This is a genomic window from Paenibacillus sp. FSL R7-0026 (genome assembly GCF_038004485.1).
GTDB classification, from domain to species: Bacteria; Bacillota; Bacilli; order Paenibacillales; family Paenibacillaceae; genus Paenibacillus; species Paenibacillus xylanexedens_A.
Genome location: NZ_JBBORG010000002.1, coordinates 276,106 through 292,288, shown reverse-complemented (window position 1 = coordinate 292,288; position 16,183 = coordinate 276,106). Strand labels below are relative to the sequence as shown.

The window sequence follows — 16,183 nt, the reverse complement described above, 5'->3', positions numbered from 1 at the left end:
TGTTCATACTTAAGTCGTATAAACTCAACCTAAAGGTTGAGTTTTTTGGTATTTCAAGTTAAGTCTATCTGCTGACGATTTGGATGCAAAAGAAAGGTAAGATAAGAGTAGAAATAACAGATCGGTTGAAACATGAAAGTTTGAATTATTAAAAAACCAAGGAGAGTGACATGAATGAATATTGTTATTTTGGCAGGAAGCAATCGGAACAGTGCAACCAGTACACGTCTGGGAGAGTATGCTGTGGAGATTATTCGAGGTCAGGGACATCAGGCCAGCCTGTTTGATCTGTATCAGACGCCACTCCCATTCTACGCACCAGATGAAAAACAAGCGGATCATGAACATCTGGCAGACCTGAACACACGCATGCTCGCGGCTGATGCGATCATCCTGTCTACACCAGAGTATCACGGCAGTATTAGCGGTGTGCTCAAAAATGCACTGGATCACCTGAGTCAGGCTCATTTCAGCGGCAAGACCGTCCTGTCCATCAGCTCCTCTGGCGGAGCGGTGGGGGTAAGTTCGCTTTTACAACTGCAAGCGATTGTTCGCAATCTGCATGGCATCAATGCCCAGGAGTGGATATCCATTGGGGGTGCGCAGCGCAGACGATTCGAAGCGACATTTGACGGATACGAGGAGTACGAAGGGAGTCAAGATATAGAGGACCGGGTGCAGCGGGTCATTGGATCGTTTTTAAATCTGGCCCAGACGTTAACGAATGCGCGGAATTCATCCATGAGTTGAGAACCAAGGAAAATAAAATGGGAAAAGGAAAAGAGGTTGAGCATTATGATTACAGGCATATTTGAAACACATCTAAACGTGACGGATCTGGAGAGATCCCATCATTTCTATGAAACGGTCCTGGATTTACCTCATGCCTACGGGCAGAAAGAACGTGGGAACTCCTTCTACTGGATTGGTGGAAAAGGCAATGCCATGCTGGGATTGTGGCAAAAGGAACCCTCCGAGGTGCAGCGTCAGCACTTTGCTTTTCATGTATCTCTGGAGGATATGAAACATGCGGTGGCTCACTTGGAGAACAAAGGAATCAAGACACAGAACTTCCTGAATGATGATATCGGTGAACTGTACGTCTTCGGCTGGATGCCTGCGGTATCAGTATATTTTAACGATCCGGATGGTCATTTGCTTGAATTCATCGCCATGCTCCCGGATGAAGCGAAGCCTGAACTTGGCATGGTGCCGTGGAGTCAGTGGGAGGAGATGCAGGAGAAGACCGTATGATGATTGAAGAATTACAGTTATATACAACACGGTTGGAGGACCTCAAGCATTTTTATCGTGATACGTTGGGAATGGAGGTGTCCAATGCGACAGATCAGGCCTTCAACCTGCAGGTTGGAAGTACAAAGATGATTTTTAAACCGTGTGAAACAGATCATGAGCCCTTTTATCATGTTGCCTGGTCGATTCCGACGAATCGGTTCAAGGAAGCGAAGCAGTGGGCTGCATCACGTGTTGTTTTAAGCAGAGAAGGAGATCGGGATGAGACGTACTCTACTAACTGGAACTCACATTCTCTCTATTTCGAAGATCCAGCAGGCAATATTATTGAGCTGATTGCTCATCATCGTATGCAGAACGAGAGTGACCATGACTTCTCGACTCAAGATATATTACAGGTGTGTGAGGTTGGCCTGGTGACGGAGGATGTTTTGTCTACGGTGAATGAGCTTCAGCGGATTGGACTCACGCGCTGGGGTGAGGTTAGTGATACCTTTGCTCCTGTAGGAGATGTACATGGTTTATTTATTGTGGTGAAGAAGGATCGGACATGGTTTTTCTCTACGCAGAAAGCAGAGATCTATCCGTTGGAAGTATCCATCCGTGGCGTGGGCAAGCTTCGAATTGGCTAAACTTTGCATTCCGGGGCAAAACGGGCATATGTGGAGCAGTTCCATCATGTTATAGAAGTAAACGCTTTATTTATTAATTAGGATATATAAGTTGAACTAAATTTACACGATAACGGAGAGGACAGATCTTAGTTCAACTTATATAGTTTTTCTGATGGGTTTACATATGATGAAGGGTGGTGGCAAGCTTGGATCGACGTTTGTTGGAAGATGGACTAGCGATTATCGTTTCCAGTCGGGAACGTACAGGAGATCTGTGGCACGCCCATTATGGGGCGGGTGCGATTGCGGCATATTTTTGGTTACGGGAAAATCGTCTCACTGCCCTTGCCGCCGGCAGTGTTACGGCCGAAGCAAAAGCCATGCTTCGCCAGCATGGAATCAGCCCTGGTCAGACCTCTCCGATTGGTGAAATGATGCCCAGGGAAGATGCCGAAGCGCGTATTACGGACGCATTGGATCGAACGATTGGAGAGCTGCACTGGGTTGGACACCAGGCCATCTACGGGGCAATCAGTCTGAAGGCCATTCGCGAACTGGATGGATGGGGTACTGCCGAGGATATTGGTCGGCTGGTTGAACTGATCGATTCATTCGATCGAACTATCCCAGGAAGATCCTGGATGAATACGACCGTCAAAGAAATTCGCAGTCTCAAACCGGAAAAGAGCGATGGTTTCCCTGAGATCGAAGATCCAACACAGTTGTCACGCCTGATTCTGGATGAGCTTGGTGCGTTCCAGACCATATATCACGCGGAAGCACATCATGATCTAATTGGTCATATGCTCACCTACGGACATGCGCTTAACATATTATATGAATTGGGTTATCCGGCATTATTCCACAAAGGCATTCCGCCTTTCCTTACCATGGTGAAGGCACTACGCTTAAGCCGAGATGTGAATATTGAACAGGAGATGCCGACATTGCAATCACCCGTAGACCTGCTGCCACTGGAGCGGGCTGAACGATCAGTGGCGCTCCCTCATGAACTGGAATATTGGCTCACCGATAGACGCTCTCGTGACTGGTACGGAGGCCATGTATTCAAATTTCCGTTCAGTTTCTATCATCATGCCAAGAACGGGGAGCCCGTACCGGAAACATGGGAGAATTTTCGTTATATCATCGCGTGAGATAAAGCCAACAATATGGAACAAACGATATAAAACGAACGATATGGAACCAATGATATAGAATCAAAATGAAGAGCACTTGCCAAGGCTGGCAGGTGCTTTTTGGTGTTCTAGCGTTAATATTCCAAGCTACTGAAAGCCGAAGCGGATCCTAATTTGTCCGGAGTCGGCAAGCGCACTGTATCCTGAATCTGCGAGACCATTCGCTGCATGTTCGAGAACGCACCCTTCATTTACGAGCCCATGTCCTTCATGTGCGAGAAACGCTCGTGATATCGTAAAAGGCGGATTGTCTCCCTTCTCATGCAGAGCTCTGCTCCAGACGGATTCGAGGTCTCCCCTCCGGTTTGCGGTTGGAGCAAAGCCTTAAGGGAGTGGGAGCTAACGAATCGGAGGCGTCTTATTCAAGGATTTGAAGCGTCTACAGAAATCTGAGGAATCTGAGACACGTTATATTAGAATAAACAGCCATTTTCAGCGTTAATGTCAGGTTTTTTAGAAAATAGGGTGTCTGATGTTCCTTATAATTTAAAAAGAGAACCTGAATGCCAAATAAGACGTCCTGTGTTCTTTATCATCTATCCATTCGCCAAAATTAGCGGGCTGGGACTTCAAGCTTTTTGGACACGGGCACCCATAATTCAAAAATCCATCATCGTATAGCTTGTTTGAATTGAAATGCACCACATTAGTTTTAGTCAGATTAAAACCGACAATTGTCCGCCCCGGACACGACTACATTTAGGCGTAATTCATCCCGTTTACCATCAGCGCGAGTGTGAAAAGGCGGTAAAATGGTATTATCGGATCAGCAGCAAGGAAGATACACCGACAGCTCATACGCTAACGTACAGCCGGCTAGGGGGCCGGTTTTTTAATTCGGTGATTGCATCCTTGCCCTGATCGGGTATTAAAGACTAAACAGATAACAGGAGGCTACGTGATATGAAAACAGTATTGTATGTTCCACTGGATGATCGTCCAGCGAATCTGGATGATGTGATTGTGCAAGGGAAAGCAGCCGGTATCCATATCGTTACACCAAACCTGAGTGATATTGAGAATCGTCTGGACTCGGAGAAAACTGTAGATGGCACAACGCTGCTCGGCACCTCCACGCCGGTTTATGGCAAATCGTCCAAGATTCACGACTTTATTCTGAAACATGCTGCCAAGGTCGACGGATTCATTATCTCATCCGATATGCTCGCTTATGGCGGTCTGATTGGCAGTCGTCAGCTCCGCGAAGATGGAGGAGGCGCCTATCCTGAGTACGATGAGGAAACCAATCGTTTGCTGGATGTGATTCGTGTGATCAAGCAGAAATACCCACGCAAACCCGTATTTGTAATGGACACCATCATGCGTTTGGCTACGACCTCGTTTGCAGATGGCTTGGCGCTTGATGCCTATAATGAGTCCCGTGCGTTGATGCAGCAGCCACGTCAGACATACACTGAGTTTGAGGATATTATCGAAGGTTATAACCTGTCCCCGGATGGAGTGGAATATGGGACAACGACCTATTTTGATAAAGAACAGTATTACAATACAAGACAGCATAAATTCAAAACAAATCTGTACATTCTGGATCAGCTGGCTCGCACAGGTTATATCGATTTCCTTGCAGTTGGAGTCGACGATGCCAACACGCAGGGTGTTCAGATCAATGAAATCAAATATGTAGAAGCGCGGATCAATGAATGGTTGGGTGGAACCAATGGACAAAATCCGGATCGTGCTATCATCTTGCCGGATGCGGATGGTCTGGGGCACGCTTTGGTTGCTCGCATGGCTAACCAGTTGTTCCGAGGTGGGGCGAGGACACGTTACGCAGTGAAATATTTTGGTCCTCACGGCAATACCATCATTAACACGTATGAATACATGGATGTACACGAGAATGTGGTTCGTCATGTGGATATTGTAGGTGGTGTCCTTGTAGCGGATTCGGCATATCCTGAACCTGAGGTGGTGACGGATGTGGGTGCTGGCTTGGAAAATGAACAGCTGGTGGCTGTAGCAGCCGATCAAGTTGTCCCGTTTGACATGGCCTCCGAACTGGATCGTATGACGAAGGGGCACCCGGGTAATTCCGGAGAGAACACGGGCATCGACATCGAGATTATTGCCATTACCGCTCTGGATCAGGTGCAAGCTGCGTTGGAGCAACTGACGCTGAATAGTGAGCAAGGTCTGCCTTCGGTATTGATTGATTTTGTGGGTAAAGGACCAGCCAATGTTGATGTTGCCGAAGCGTTGCTAAACAGTCCATATACCGGGCGGGTTCTGGGTTATAGTGCCTGGAATACACCAGGTAACAAGATCGGTATTGCTGTAGGTATGGGGCAGTCGAGGTACGCGTTAATCACAACAGAGAAGCATGAGCATAAGTTGCGAGATGCTATGAATGCGCATGGCTCGCTGTTGTTTAAGCGATTCCTGAAGGATTATTACTACAAAGCGGTAGCGATTGCGGACATCCGCACGTATTCCCGAGCCCATGCGCTGTATACCAACGTGGCTACACTTTCGGATCAAAATATGTTGCTGTTCAACTCAGAGGAAGACTATGCCCATTTGCAAACATTGCTCCGTGACTTGATGCAAACTTACACAACGGCACTCGGGAATAAGACAGCCTTCCAGACAGGAAATGTGGCGATTAAGCAGATCTGTAATGACGAATTGTCCTACGCGACGTATGCTAGTGCGCTGCTGGAATATGCGAATCCCGATTTCATTTGGGGGCGTGCATTTGAGATTACGTTGAACCCGCAAGTTACGCTGAACTAAACGGTTATCTCACCATGGGCTCCTCATGTTTGGGATCATCACTGGTATGACTGTACTGCTTAATCTCTCCGTTGTTAAAAATGATATATTGATACTTCGCTTCGAGTTCATCCGCGAATGTTACTGAGGCACCGTAAGGTGCTTCAGAACTTTTTGAGGAGTAAGTACCTTGTACTTCGATAAGCTGTTCGGGTGAGTAACCTTTCTGTTCAATCAGGTAAGTGGTTACCTGTTGTTCAGCATCATTTTTCTTGAGCGGATTACCAAGCAGTCCGATGTAAGCCCAGCAGGATATCCCGAGTAAAAATGATAAGATGACAAGTGAAGTGATCTTGAAAGTTTTACTCATAGGTATTTCTCCTTCTTTTACGTAAGCGACAACGAATTTGATAATGAAATATTAATATATTTGGATAAATTTATCAATTTTTTGATCTTAATGCTTAATTATTTATTCTTTAAAATGATGCTTCCAGAATCGTCTTTTTTCCACCCGAACGACGCCCTTAATCGCACCGAAGTCGTACGGAACACCATCCGCGCTAGGAATAAAAGGGTATAAGATTGTATTATCGGATCAATAACAAGGGACGCACCGAAAGCACATACGCTAATGTACAGACCGGCCAAGTGGCCGGTCTTTTTGATGCGGTGAATTAGTCCCGGTACTGGTTAGGTCGGAATACAGACTCTGAGTTAAAAGGGGGAGCCTACTGCTGCTGCATTGACGCTGCATGGTGTGGGCAGATCTCAAACTTGCAGCCAAAGGGGGCGAAATGAATGTGTCTATGAGAAATGAAATTAGCACTACCGTGAGTACCAGTAAAATGAGTACGCTCATTAAAAAAACGCTGAAACAGAAACTCGCGGTACTTGTTCCAGATTGGGACGGTCATGTACTGGATGTACCTGCGTCAGGCGCAGTGTTAACCGGGCCTTGTGCAGTGGTTGCGTTTGCCGAAGAAGTGCCGAAGTCTGCTTGGGCGGGATATCGACGGATCATCAAAATCTCACCATACGCTCGTCCGGAAGATGGAGGCGCTGAACAAGTGGAAGCATGGTCAGCCCATCTAATCGAAGGGTTACACCAGGTAAGGCTGGTGGATGAAGCAGATGGGGCATTCACCTGTATCTATCTGGGTTCTTCAGATATTGACCGGGTGGATGCCGGGTCTGGTATGCTTACGCGCAGTCTGCGGTTCGGGGTGTATGTTCCCAAAGACTCGGGAGCTGTCCTCGCTGAAACAGGTGACGCGTGGCTAGCTGCGCTTCAAGACTGGACACAGCAAGAGCTTGGCTCGAACTGGTCGGTATATGGTGATGTCTGGCCTGGAGGATATGAGATGCCGTCTGTGTTATGGCGATTGGCCGGATGCAGCACGTCTGTGGCGGGCACTTCGGCATTGGAGGTTCGACAACAGTGGATTGGGCATGTGCTCACCGATCATTCGGTGTTAACACGCCAGACCGTTACTCGGTTGGTAGAGCAACTTGCGGTCCAAGCTCGTCTCGCCGTCAATGAAACGGGTGGCGAAGAGCAGGAAGGTAACACGCGATATATCACAGTGGATGAAGTCACGGCAGATTTACAGGCAGATGCCTATCTGAACGGACAGATTCGCCTGACGTTGCAACAGCGGATTCGTCGTCCGGGTACAAATGTACCTTTGATTCGTGAGATTCACCATAGCAAAGGCATGGAGTAAACGTTAGTCGAGAGGAGCCTCTATTAGAGAGTTCCAGATTATAGCTTTGAGTAGATTGATATAGCTTCAAATTCATAGGTTTATAGGGTCGAAAATTCATAGGTTACGCTTAAAGATCAATGTTCACGAAATTAGTAGTCCAACAAATGAGGTGAGATGGCGATGGCAAGCTCAGTGAAAAAAAGTAAACAGACAGCCCCGCGGTATACACGGGCCGAGCTGATGAATCATGCAGAAGCCCTCTTTGCCGTTAAGGCAGAGGTGCTGTACGGTGCGCTGTATGAAGCGGCGCAAGAGACGTTTTCCATTGAAGAAACGCAAGAACGAATTAACCAATTTATGAAAGCGAAGGTGAAGGGATAATGGCAGGTGGAACTTGGGAGCAAACGAATCGTCCGGTCCTTCCGGGATTATATATGAATTTTCAGGCGGCAGCATCTTCGGCCATTCAAGCAGGTACGCGGGGAACGGTCGTTGTGCCAATCAAGGCAAACTGGGGTCCTGTAGGGGCTTTTGTTGAGGTAGGGAGCGAAACGGCGATTGAACGTATTTATGCGGCGAATGTGCTGGATAACGGTACAGCTTATACGTCCTTGAAGCTCGCCCTGTTGGGTGGGCCGAAGAAGTTGCTCGCTTATCGGGTAGCAAGTGCAGCGGCCAAAGCAGCTACGCTTACCTTGAAAGACAGCAGTGATGCCAATGTGCTGCAGCTGGATGCGAAGTATCCGGGGGATCGTGCGAATGGATTCTACGTCACCATCCAGCCAGGCGTGATTGATAATACGAAACATGAAGTGCGTCTCTTCGAAGGGAACCGGATGTTGTATGCGCTCCTGACAGCGGATATTACAGCAGCTTCTCTGGCAAAAGAGATTAACGCGGATGAACAAAATGTCTGGGTAACGGCTCAGGCGATTGGCGATGGTACTGGCGTGGTTGCTGCCGTTGCGGGTGCGGCATTCAAAGGTGGCGTAAGTGGCAACGATGACCTGACCAATGCAGAGTACATTGCTGTACAGGGTGCGCTGGAAGGGGAGCAATTCGACGTCTTGGCTTTGGATCAGGCGGCTGATGCACCTCTGCTTGCGAGTTTTGCGGCATGGGTGAAACGTGTACGCAGTGAAGGTAAACCTGTGGTGGCTGTATTTGGCGGTTCCGCAGCAGATGATACCTCTGCTACAGCAGCACAAAAAGCGGCAGCACGTTCGCTTGCGCTTAACCATGAAGGTGTGATTAATGTCGGTACAGGCGTACGCCTTGGAGATGCATTCTACAGCTCGGCGGAAACGTCCGCCTATGTTGCAGGACTGATCGCCGGACAACGTCTGAACCAATCCACAACCTATGCAGCTACTCCGTTCGATGATGTGACACGTCGCTGGACGCGGGCAGAACAGGAGCAAGCGGTACAGAATGGTGTATTTATTTTCTTCCATGATGGACGTCAGGTGAAAGCACTTCGCGGTGTAAACACACTGGTAACGCCAGCCGCTGGACAGAATAATGCGTGGAAAAAAATCCGTTCCATTCGTGTGTTGGACGCCATTAACACGGATCTGCAACGTTCCGCGGAAGATACGTATATCGGTAAAGTAAACAATACCGAAGAGGGTCGTCAAGCACTGATTAGTGCCATGAAGGCCTATTTGTCGCTGCTCGCACAGAGCAATGTGATTGAAGCTGACGGTTATGATGTCATTCTTGACCCGGCGTATTATGGCACGGCACCAGTTCTCAAACCGGAAGCGGATCAGGTATTCCTGCAATGGAATGTGAAGCTGACGGATGTAATGGAGCAGTTGTTTGGTACATTTTACGTGCAATAAGGTTTCTAAAATAATTACTATACGTTGAACTGATGGTTTACACGATAACGGAGAGGGCAGAAAAAATCTGAAGAAGCGAAGCGCTCGCCTTTATCACCGGATTTTCCCTTTTTGAAAAGGAATCAAAAAAATCTGGGGATAACAGCGATCGGAAGATTGTTCTGACTGCGGAGTTATACCGTGTAATATTTATTAGTTCAACGAACCCAAGGAGGAAAATATATGTTGGATGCGTCAAGAGTAATTCTCGGTACCCATGGTCAGTTGCATATCGATGGTGTGTGGCAGACAAACATTAACAAGTTGGAAGCGAGTGTGGAGATTGAAAAGCGTGAGCTGAATCTGGTCGGTAACGACTGGAAGGTGCACAAAAATGGCGCAAAAAAAGGAACAGGCACGATGACGGGCTACAAAGTCACTTCGGATATGATCCAGCGCGGCTTCACCAAATTCGAGATTATTTCCAAGCTGAACGACCCTGAATCGTATGGACATGAGAGTGTTTTGCTGAGAGGTTGCATGGTGGATAAAATTCAGCTTGCCAACTGGACAGCGGGTGAGGAAGTACCGGAGGAAACGGGCTTTACGTTTGAAGGATTTGAATTGCTGAATCCGATTGTGGCGAACTAAACTTTCAAATAGGCAAGTGATTGAGCTAGTTTGCTCAAGCGTGATTGTATAGTTACTTCATTAATAATAAGGGCACCATTGTAGACCGAGATGATCTCGGTCTCTTTGTTGTCTCTACAGGCTTGGAAGCTGTCATAGATGAACCCATTAGTGAAATAAGAAGGAGATAACGCCCAATGAGTATGAATGAAAATATGTCCGAAGAACAGATTTTGGATCAGTTGTTTGAAGCAGCAGAACGTTTGCCAGAGGAGAATGTGCGCATTCAGCGTCTGGATCTGCTGTTGACCTTGCGTGGACTGACGTCTTCCAAAGTGGATCACATTCGCGAACGCTGTACGATTCGGAAAACGACCAAAGGCCGCACCGAGGAAAAGGTGGATACCGAAACGTTTAACGCGCTGCTCATCTCTGAAGCAACGGTGAAATTGAAAGTCCGCAGCCTGGAATTGTCCGGCTGGGGTGACACACGCATTACCGGCCGCATGAAGTTGTCCGGTGGCGAACAGGCAGTACGTCGTATGTTGCTGGCTGGTGAATTGGATGCCGTAGGTGATAAAGTGCTGGAGCTGTCCGGCTTCGGTGTGGAGATTGAAGACCTAAAAAACTGATTCACTCCGGCGGGATGACCACGTTCCTATATCACATGTGGGTGCGTCATCATCTCCGGCCCGGAGAGTTCTGGTCTTTGCCACGCGGGGAGCGCTCGCTGTTAATTGCGTTCTCGGAAGAGGAGATGTCAGCGATAACTTCGCAAATGAATCGATAACGAAATAGGGCAGGAGGTGAAAAAATGGCAGAAATGATTGTAGGTTTGTCTAAATCTAATGCGGAAATGCGGACAACCCTTCGTTATCTGGATCAGATCCAACGCTCAACCGAACGTCTGGGCAGAGTTCGTTACCAGAGTCTGATCAAGGTGAACAATGAGCTGAGAACGACAGGACGCAGGTTGGAGCATATTTATAGTATGGCTGTGCGAATCAGCAGGCTGCGAATTACACCGACGGTTGATTTGGTTGACCGTGCTACTCCAGCATTAAATGGTTTGTTGAGAAAAATGAAGCAAATCCGATCTAAGATGTTGAATGCTACAGCTAGTGTGCAACTCAAAGTCAGCCACCAGATTTCAGGTGTATCCGTTAATGTGAATTCACAGCCACTGATCGATGCTTTGAATACTAATACCCAATCTATTAATATGCTGAGTACCAAGATAGACTCTATCAATATTGGAGCGGCACCAGCGACCGAAGCAAAACCTAAAACCTTTATGCAAAAGATGAAAGGTATGTTTGATCGAGGTAAATCGATTTCATCTGGAGTGCAAAAGGGGTTTGCTGCCAGGAGTAGTGGGAAAAAGCTGTGGAACGAAATCAAAAGGCCATCTACCCCAGGTAAAAAGTGGAAGAAGGCTATGAAAGTTACGAAACGCGGAGCTGCTTTTGTGAACGATTTCTCGTCCGCAGGGTCCGATTTGATCGGTGGATTCGATGGATTGTGGGGCGATGTAAAAGGTCTCTTTGGTGGCGGTGGAAGTGGAAGTGGAAGTGGGGCAGGAGGCAGTGGTGGGTCTGGCATCATAAGCAAGCTTGGTGGCAACCTCGTTAAAGGAGCGGGAAAATTGTTCGCACCACTCCGTATGTATAACAATATTAAAGAACTTGCAAGCGCCCCACCTGAGGATCGTGCCCGTGCTGTGGGTTCGGTTGCTGGTAATGCAGTAGGAACAGCTATTGGTACCGTACTTGGCAGTGTAATTCCAATTCCGGTGGTTGGGAACATGCTGGGCGGTTCAATAGGCGGTTGGCTGGGTGAAAAGGCAGGCGGTTGGCTGGGTGACAAGGTAGGTGGATTCCTAAAAAACAACGCGGAAGACATCTCAAAAGTAGCAAAATTTGCTTCTGAGGGAGCGAGTTACGTGGCGGAGAAAACGACGAATTTGTTCAATGGGGTTGCAGGTTTTTTTGGTTTCGGTTCTAAAAAGGAAGAGCAGACCGCCCCAGCCGCAGCGGTCATAACGTCACCCTCAACACCTGTAGCAACGCAGACACCACCCCCTCCACCGATAGCACCTCAGATGCCGCCTCCAAACAGGCCGGCAGTTCTATCGATCACCGGTCCAGAAGCCTACATGAACAATCGATTTGGTTCACCGACGGCTGCGGGTCTTATGGGAACAAGTGTGATGCAATCCCAAGCGGTAGCAATGAATAACGCGGGTCAACCCAATGAGAAAGCTTCGCCGCTCACAGTGCGTATTTCCGAAGAACAGATGAGCAGTCTGGCAGGTTACCTTAAGGATTTCAAAACGGAAACGACGAACCAGATTGCTGTGAATATTGCACCGGGTACGGTACAAGTGACCGTTCGGGAGAACGCTATTGATTATGACGCAGTTTCTCACCAGGTGGGGCAACGGATCTCTAACGAGTTCCGCCGTGCGATGCAAAATCGCAAAACAATTATGGCCTAAGCAGAAAGGAGGCCGCAGATATGTCAGTACTTGAAGATAAAGTTGGTCCTAACAAAATGTCATTTACGTTGAAGGACGGCAACACTCCATTTCAATTCCCAGTGAACCCTGAAGAAGTTAATATTTCCAGGTCTAAGGGATATGAAACGGTCAATATGTTGGAGCATGGCGAGTTTGATTTTGCACAAGGGGAGAAGGTGAAGGAGATCACCTTCTCTTCTTTTTTTCCCAAAAGATTTGATCCGTCCTATTGCATGGATGAAAAATCTTTTCTGGATCCACGTGTGGCGATGAATGTGCTGAACACCTTCCTGATCTCCAAAAAGCCGCTGCGTTTCATCATTTCAGAGACGGGTGTGAACGTGCCTGTTTTTATTGTTTCGCTTAATTCGAGCTTTCGTGGGGGGGGAGACAGGGGATATTTACTTCGACCTTACCCTGCGAACATGGCGTGATTCCAAGGTGGAAAAGGTGGGCTCTGCGGCATCGGGGAGCAAGTCAGGTTCTCGTACCGATTTGAAAAAAACCAGCAAGACCTACACTGTCAAATCTGGTGACTCCCTGTCCAAAATAGCAAAGCTGGAGCTGGGCAGCAGTTCCAAATGGAACGAGATCTACAAGCTTAACGCAAAGATCATCGGGAGTGATCCGAACCGGATCAAGCCCGGACAAAAGCTGGTGATGCCATGACCTACAAGGTCATTGTCGACGACAAATATGACATCACCAAGCTCGTGGAGACGATTACGCTGAAGGACTCGCTCGACCAGATTGCTTATCAGGCCAACATCCGGCTGGCGGTGTCTGCGTCTTCCGGTCTGCCTTCGATCTCACCGGGCATGGCGGTGCGGATTAGCGGGGTTCCTTTTGGCGAAAAATCAATGGTTCATCTGTTGTATCCCGCGGTCATCTGGGAGGTGGAAAGCTCCAACAGCGGCACCAAGCGGCTGTCCCTCACGGTGTACGACCGGATGATTTATCTGGAAAAGTCGGAGGACGAGTTCCTGCTGCCGAAAGATCAGACTGCTACGCAGAGACTTAAAACCTACGCCAAAGAGTGGAAGATTCCATACGCTGCACTGCCGGAAACCAAGACCAAGCTGGGCAAAGCCGTGTATCGATCACAGACGATTTTTTCGATGATCTTTGCCGATCTGAAGGAAACGGCCAAGTCTGGTGGGGACATGTACCATCCACGGATGACACCTGGTGGGCTGCAGCTATTCAAGGTGGGCAGTAATGCGAAGGTGTATGAGCTGGATCGACTTATTGATCTGACCCAGATGCGTACGCTCGAAGGAGCGGTTACCAAAGTTAAAGTCATGGCAGCGTCGGAGTCTACGAGTGGCAAAGAAGTTCCTTCCAAAGTGCTCGCGATTGAGCAGAATGGTGTGGAAGAACTGGGCACATTACAAAAGCTGATCGAAGACGATCAGGTGAAATCGACAACCGCGGCGAAAAAACTGGCGAAAAGTCATCTGACGGGGATTCAGGAGACCTTCACGATATCCGCACCGGATGTGAATACGATTCGCGCCGGGGACGCGGTGTTGTTGAAAGGACTGAAGCTAATCGTCATGTCGGTAAGCCGTGATCTGTCTGCCGGATCTGGAACGATGACGTTAGAGCTGGGGACGGCTGAGCTGGTGAAAAGGAGGTATTACCTTGAATAAAGATGATCCGTATGGGCATTTTGCCGACGTCATGCGGGGTGCGATGAGTACACATTCTCGTCAGGCCGTGAGCGGGCTGGGCGCGGTACTGGGTACGATGACCTCATCCGGCGTGAAGCTGGATGATTTCAAGCACGAAGTGCAGGATTATCTCGTGGCCGAGTTGCCGGGCACGCTTGGACTACCGGAGCGCGAGGCTGCTGGCGCGATTTCCGGTATACCTGACGTGGCAAACGGCGGAACAACGGGCACGGGACGGTTTCTTTTGCAAGAAGAGGAAGTGGAAGAAGCGGTGTGGTCTCTTGGTAAGGGATTAAAAGCGGGAGATCGCGTACTGGCGATGCGGGTGAATGGTGGTAACGACATTGTGGTGCTGTGTAAGGTGGTGAGTGCGAATGCCTAGTTTGTTCCCTGAAATGGGTGTGGTATGGGGGGATGAGGAGGATCTGTCGGGGGTGGCTTCGGAAGAGGTACGCTTTGGGCGGAGCTGGCGATTCGATTATGATGCAGGGGATTTTGTGCTAACCCCAAGTGGCAAAGTAGCTGTGGCGGGTGCACACGAAGCCTGGATACAGTGGTGCATCAAGGCGGTGAAAACCCCGCGGTACAGACATGTGATCTATTCTAGAAACTATGGTTCGGAGCTAGAGGATCTGGTGGGGCAGGGTGACAGCCGGGGAGTGATGGAAAGTGAGATTACCCGGATGGTGACGGAGACGTTGCTGGCTGATCCGCGCACGGAATCGGTAGACCAGTTCACGTTTGATTGGAATCGGGAGCAGTGTATGTTCTCGTGTCGGGTGGCGAGTGTGCAGGAAGAGATGTTTATTCTGGAAAGTGAGGTGATCTGACGGGATGGCTGAGATTCCGCGTTATTTGGAGGACCAGACGGAGGAACAGATTATGCAGCGCATGCTGGATCGTCTGCCCGCGGATCTGGATAAGTCGGAGGGTTCGTTTCTGTGGGATGCGGAGGCTTCGGTTGCGTTTATGATGTCTGAAGCGGCTTTGTGGGCGCAGGAATTACTGCGGCGAGGGTTTGCAAGTACGGCTGCGAGCAGTGATCCGAATTTTCGTTCGGAAGAGCTGGATCTGCGGGCGGGAGAGCACGGCATTACTCGGCGGGCTGCGGTGGCGGCACAAGGTGCGGTGAGGTTTACGGGTACGCCGGGCAAGGTGATTCCTGCGGGAACGGTCGTGGCTACACTCGCGGATGAAGTATCTGCTGAAGCTTCGCTCGAATATGAGACAGTGGGACGTTTGGAACTGGATGCAGAGGGCTCCGGGGTGGTAGGTGTGCGAGCGCTTGTTGCCGGAAAAGAAAGCAATGTACCTGCGGGCACGGTAACTGTGCTGTCTACACCTGTAAGTGGCGTGACCTCTGTCACGAACGTTGAAGTGATTAAAGGCGGTGCAGATATTGAGGCAGATACAGCACTGCTGGAACGTTTTTATGCCAAAGTCCGCAACCAAGGGACAAGCGGCAACAAATCGCAATATGTGCAATGGGCCAGTGAAGTACCAGGCGTTGGTGCAACGCGTGTCATTCCTTTATGGCAAGGGCCTGGCACGGTGGGATTGTATTTGTTGGACACGGACAAGCGCGCTGCGGGCACCGATTTAGTTACTGCGGTGCAGAAGTATGTTGACCCAACGCAGGATGGACAGGGTGAAGGCGTTGCACCGGCGGGGCCAGTGGTGTCCGTGATGCCAGCCGAAGAAGTGCCGATGAACATTCAGGTGAAGCTGACGTTGGCAAGTGATGCGACACTGGCCGATGTACGGGCATTGATCGAACGCGGGGTGACCGCGTATTTGAAACAGTTGGCTTTTGCCGATCCACTCGTTCGTTACACTCGCATTGCCGCGATTCTATTGGATATTCCGCCGATTATCGACTATTCGGAGCTTACCGTGAACGGTGTGAGCGACCAGAATATCGAGATGACCGCGAGTCAGGTGGCGGTGCTGGGGACGGTGGATGTGAATGAGTAGTGTTGGGCAGATGGTGGATGAGGAAGTAGTTTTGGAGTGCGGAGACCAAGAAAGAT

Annotated in this window: 16 protein-coding genes and 1 pseudogene; 16 read left to right on the top strand and 1 reads right to left on the bottom strand. The window is 49.1% G+C overall.

Going from position 1 to position 16,183, the window contains the following annotated elements; all coding sequences use genetic code 11:
• Nucleotides 1-174 precede the first annotated feature (174 nt).
• From MKY44_RS30270 to MKY44_RS30250, 5 genes are all read left to right on the top strand, one after another.
• Entirely contained in the window at nucleotides 175-750 is a 576-nt protein-coding gene (locus tag MKY44_RS30270) for an NADPH-dependent FMN reductase (protein ID WP_341010219.1), read from the top strand.
• Nucleotides 751-795: 45 nt separating this feature from the next.
• Complete coding sequence (locus MKY44_RS30265) at nucleotides 796-1,254, top strand: VOC family protein (protein WP_341010217.1); 459 nt, start codon at nucleotides 796-798, stop codon at nucleotides 1,252-1,254.
• Nucleotides 1,251-1,886: a VOC family protein gene (locus MKY44_RS30260; protein WP_341010215.1), complete on the top strand. Its 636-nt coding sequence runs from the start codon at nucleotides 1,251-1,253 to the stop codon at nucleotides 1,884-1,886. The genes MKY44_RS30265 and MKY44_RS30260 overlap by 4 nt, the downstream gene beginning before the upstream one ends.
• Before the next feature lie 179 nt (nucleotides 1,887-2,065).
• The gene (locus MKY44_RS30255) at nucleotides 2,066-3,025 is read left to right on the top strand and encodes a hypothetical protein (protein ID WP_445670703.1); all 960 of its coding nucleotides are present in this window, start codon (nucleotides 2,066-2,068) and stop codon (nucleotides 3,023-3,025) included.
• Nucleotides 3,026-3,970: 945 nt separating this feature from the next.
• A complete protein-coding gene (locus tag MKY44_RS30250) occupies nucleotides 3,971-5,821 on the top strand; it encodes a DUF4127 family protein (RefSeq protein ID WP_341010211.1) in 1,851 nt (616 codons plus the stop codon).
• A gap of 4 nt (nucleotides 5,822-5,825) precedes the next feature.
• On the opposite strand, the gene MKY44_RS30245 is transcribed toward MKY44_RS30250, so the two are convergent.
• Nucleotides 5,826-6,170 (bottom strand): YfjL-like protein, encoded by a 345-nt coding sequence (locus tag MKY44_RS30245; protein WP_341010209.1) that lies wholly within the window; start codon nucleotides 6,168-6,170, stop codon nucleotides 5,826-5,828.
• A 433-nt stretch (nucleotides 6,171-6,603) separates the two neighbouring features.
• On the opposite strand from MKY44_RS30245, the gene MKY44_RS30240 reads away from it, so the two are divergent.
• From MKY44_RS30240 to MKY44_RS30190, 11 genes and pseudogenes are all read left to right on the top strand, one after another.
• Entirely contained in the window at nucleotides 6,604-7,527 is a 924-nt protein-coding gene (locus tag MKY44_RS30240) for a hypothetical protein (RefSeq protein WP_341010207.1), read from the top strand.
• A 162-nt stretch (nucleotides 7,528-7,689) separates the two neighbouring features.
• Nucleotides 7,690-7,890, top strand: coding sequence for a hypothetical protein (locus MKY44_RS30235; protein WP_017690177.1), 201 nt, complete (start codon nucleotides 7,690-7,692; stop codon nucleotides 7,888-7,890).
• Nucleotides 7,890-9,353: a phage tail sheath subtilisin-like domain-containing protein gene (locus MKY44_RS30230; protein WP_341010206.1), complete on the top strand. Its 1,464-nt coding sequence runs from the start codon at nucleotides 7,890-7,892 to the stop codon at nucleotides 9,351-9,353. The genes MKY44_RS30235 and MKY44_RS30230 overlap by 1 nt, the downstream gene beginning before the upstream one ends.
• A 222-nt stretch (nucleotides 9,354-9,575) precedes the next feature.
• The gene (locus MKY44_RS30225) at nucleotides 9,576-9,983 is read left to right on the top strand and encodes a phage tail tube protein (protein ID WP_036611426.1); all 408 of its coding nucleotides are present in this window, start codon (nucleotides 9,576-9,578) and stop codon (nucleotides 9,981-9,983) included.
• 176 nt (nucleotides 9,984-10,159) lie between these two features.
• On the top strand, nucleotides 10,160-10,594 hold the full coding sequence (locus MKY44_RS30220) for a phage tail assembly chaperone (protein WP_017690174.1): 435 nt from the start codon (nucleotides 10,160-10,162) through the stop codon (nucleotides 10,592-10,594).
• A 182-nt stretch (nucleotides 10,595-10,776) separates the two neighbouring features.
• Nucleotides 10,777-12,459, top strand: coding sequence for a hypothetical protein (locus MKY44_RS30215; protein WP_341010205.1), 1,683 nt, complete (start codon nucleotides 10,777-10,779; stop codon nucleotides 12,457-12,459).
• A gap of 56 nt (nucleotides 12,460-12,515) precedes the next feature.
• Nucleotides 12,516-13,149: pseudogene (locus tag MKY44_RS30210) on the top strand (LysM peptidoglycan-binding domain-containing protein).
• The gene (locus MKY44_RS30205) at nucleotides 13,146-14,132 is read left to right on the top strand and encodes an XkdQ/YqbQ family protein (protein ID WP_341010203.1); all 987 of its coding nucleotides are present in this window, start codon (nucleotides 13,146-13,148) and stop codon (nucleotides 14,130-14,132) included. The pseudogene MKY44_RS30210 and the gene MKY44_RS30205 overlap by 4 nt, the downstream one beginning before the upstream one ends.
• A complete protein-coding gene (locus MKY44_RS30200; RefSeq protein WP_221819082.1) occupies nucleotides 14,125-14,535 on the top strand; it encodes a hypothetical protein in 411 nt (136 codons plus the stop codon). The genes MKY44_RS30205 and MKY44_RS30200 overlap by 8 nt, the downstream gene beginning before the upstream one ends.
• On the top strand, nucleotides 14,528-14,983 hold the full coding sequence (locus MKY44_RS30195; RefSeq protein WP_341010202.1) for a DUF2634 domain-containing protein: 456 nt from the start codon (nucleotides 14,528-14,530) through the stop codon (nucleotides 14,981-14,983). Before MKY44_RS30200 ends, MKY44_RS30195 begins: the two co-directional genes overlap by 8 nt.
• A gap of 4 nt (nucleotides 14,984-14,987) precedes the next feature.
• Nucleotides 14,988-16,127: a baseplate J/gp47 family protein gene (locus MKY44_RS30190; RefSeq protein ID WP_341010200.1), complete on the top strand. Its 1,140-nt coding sequence runs from the start codon at nucleotides 14,988-14,990 to the stop codon at nucleotides 16,125-16,127.
• The last annotated feature ends 56 nt before the right edge of the window (nucleotides 16,128-16,183 follow it).

Bases quoted from the DNA above. Each gene is read 5' to 3' on its own strand.
- MKY44_RS30225 (WP_036611426.1), top strand. From the start codon at position 9,576: ATGTTGGATGCGTCAAGAGTAATTCTCGGTACCCATGGTCAGTTGCAT.
- MKY44_RS30250 (WP_341010211.1), top strand. From the start codon at position 3,971: ATGAAAACAGTATTGTATGTTCCACTGGATGATCGTCCAGCGAATCTG.
- MKY44_RS30195 (WP_341010202.1), top strand. From the start codon at position 14,528: ATGCCTAGTTTGTTCCCTGAAATGGGTGTGGTATGGGGGGATGAGGAG.
- MKY44_RS30260 (WP_341010215.1), top strand. From the start codon at position 1,251: ATGATGATTGAAGAATTACAGTTATATACAACACGGTTGGAGGACCTC.
- MKY44_RS30245 (WP_341010209.1), bottom strand. From the start codon at position 6,170: ATGAGTAAAACTTTCAAGATCACTTCACTTGTCATCTTATCATTTTTA.
- MKY44_RS30270 (WP_341010219.1), top strand. From the start codon at position 175: ATGAATATTGTTATTTTGGCAGGAAGCAATCGGAACAGTGCAACCAGT.
- MKY44_RS30265 (WP_341010217.1), top strand. From the start codon at position 796: ATGATTACAGGCATATTTGAAACACATCTAAACGTGACGGATCTGGAG.
- MKY44_RS30230 (WP_341010206.1), top strand. From the start codon at position 7,890: ATGGCAGGTGGAACTTGGGAGCAAACGAATCGTCCGGTCCTTCCGGGA.
- MKY44_RS30220 (WP_017690174.1), top strand. From the start codon at position 10,160: ATGAGTATGAATGAAAATATGTCCGAAGAACAGATTTTGGATCAGTTG.
- MKY44_RS30190 (WP_341010200.1), top strand. From the start codon at position 14,988: ATGGCTGAGATTCCGCGTTATTTGGAGGACCAGACGGAGGAACAGATT.
- MKY44_RS30205 (WP_341010203.1), top strand. From the start codon at position 13,146: ATGACCTACAAGGTCATTGTCGACGACAAATATGACATCACCAAGCTC.
- MKY44_RS30235 (WP_017690177.1), top strand. From the start codon at position 7,690: ATGGCAAGCTCAGTGAAAAAAAGTAAACAGACAGCCCCGCGGTATACA.
- MKY44_RS30215 (WP_341010205.1), top strand. From the start codon at position 10,777: ATGGCAGAAATGATTGTAGGTTTGTCTAAATCTAATGCGGAAATGCGG.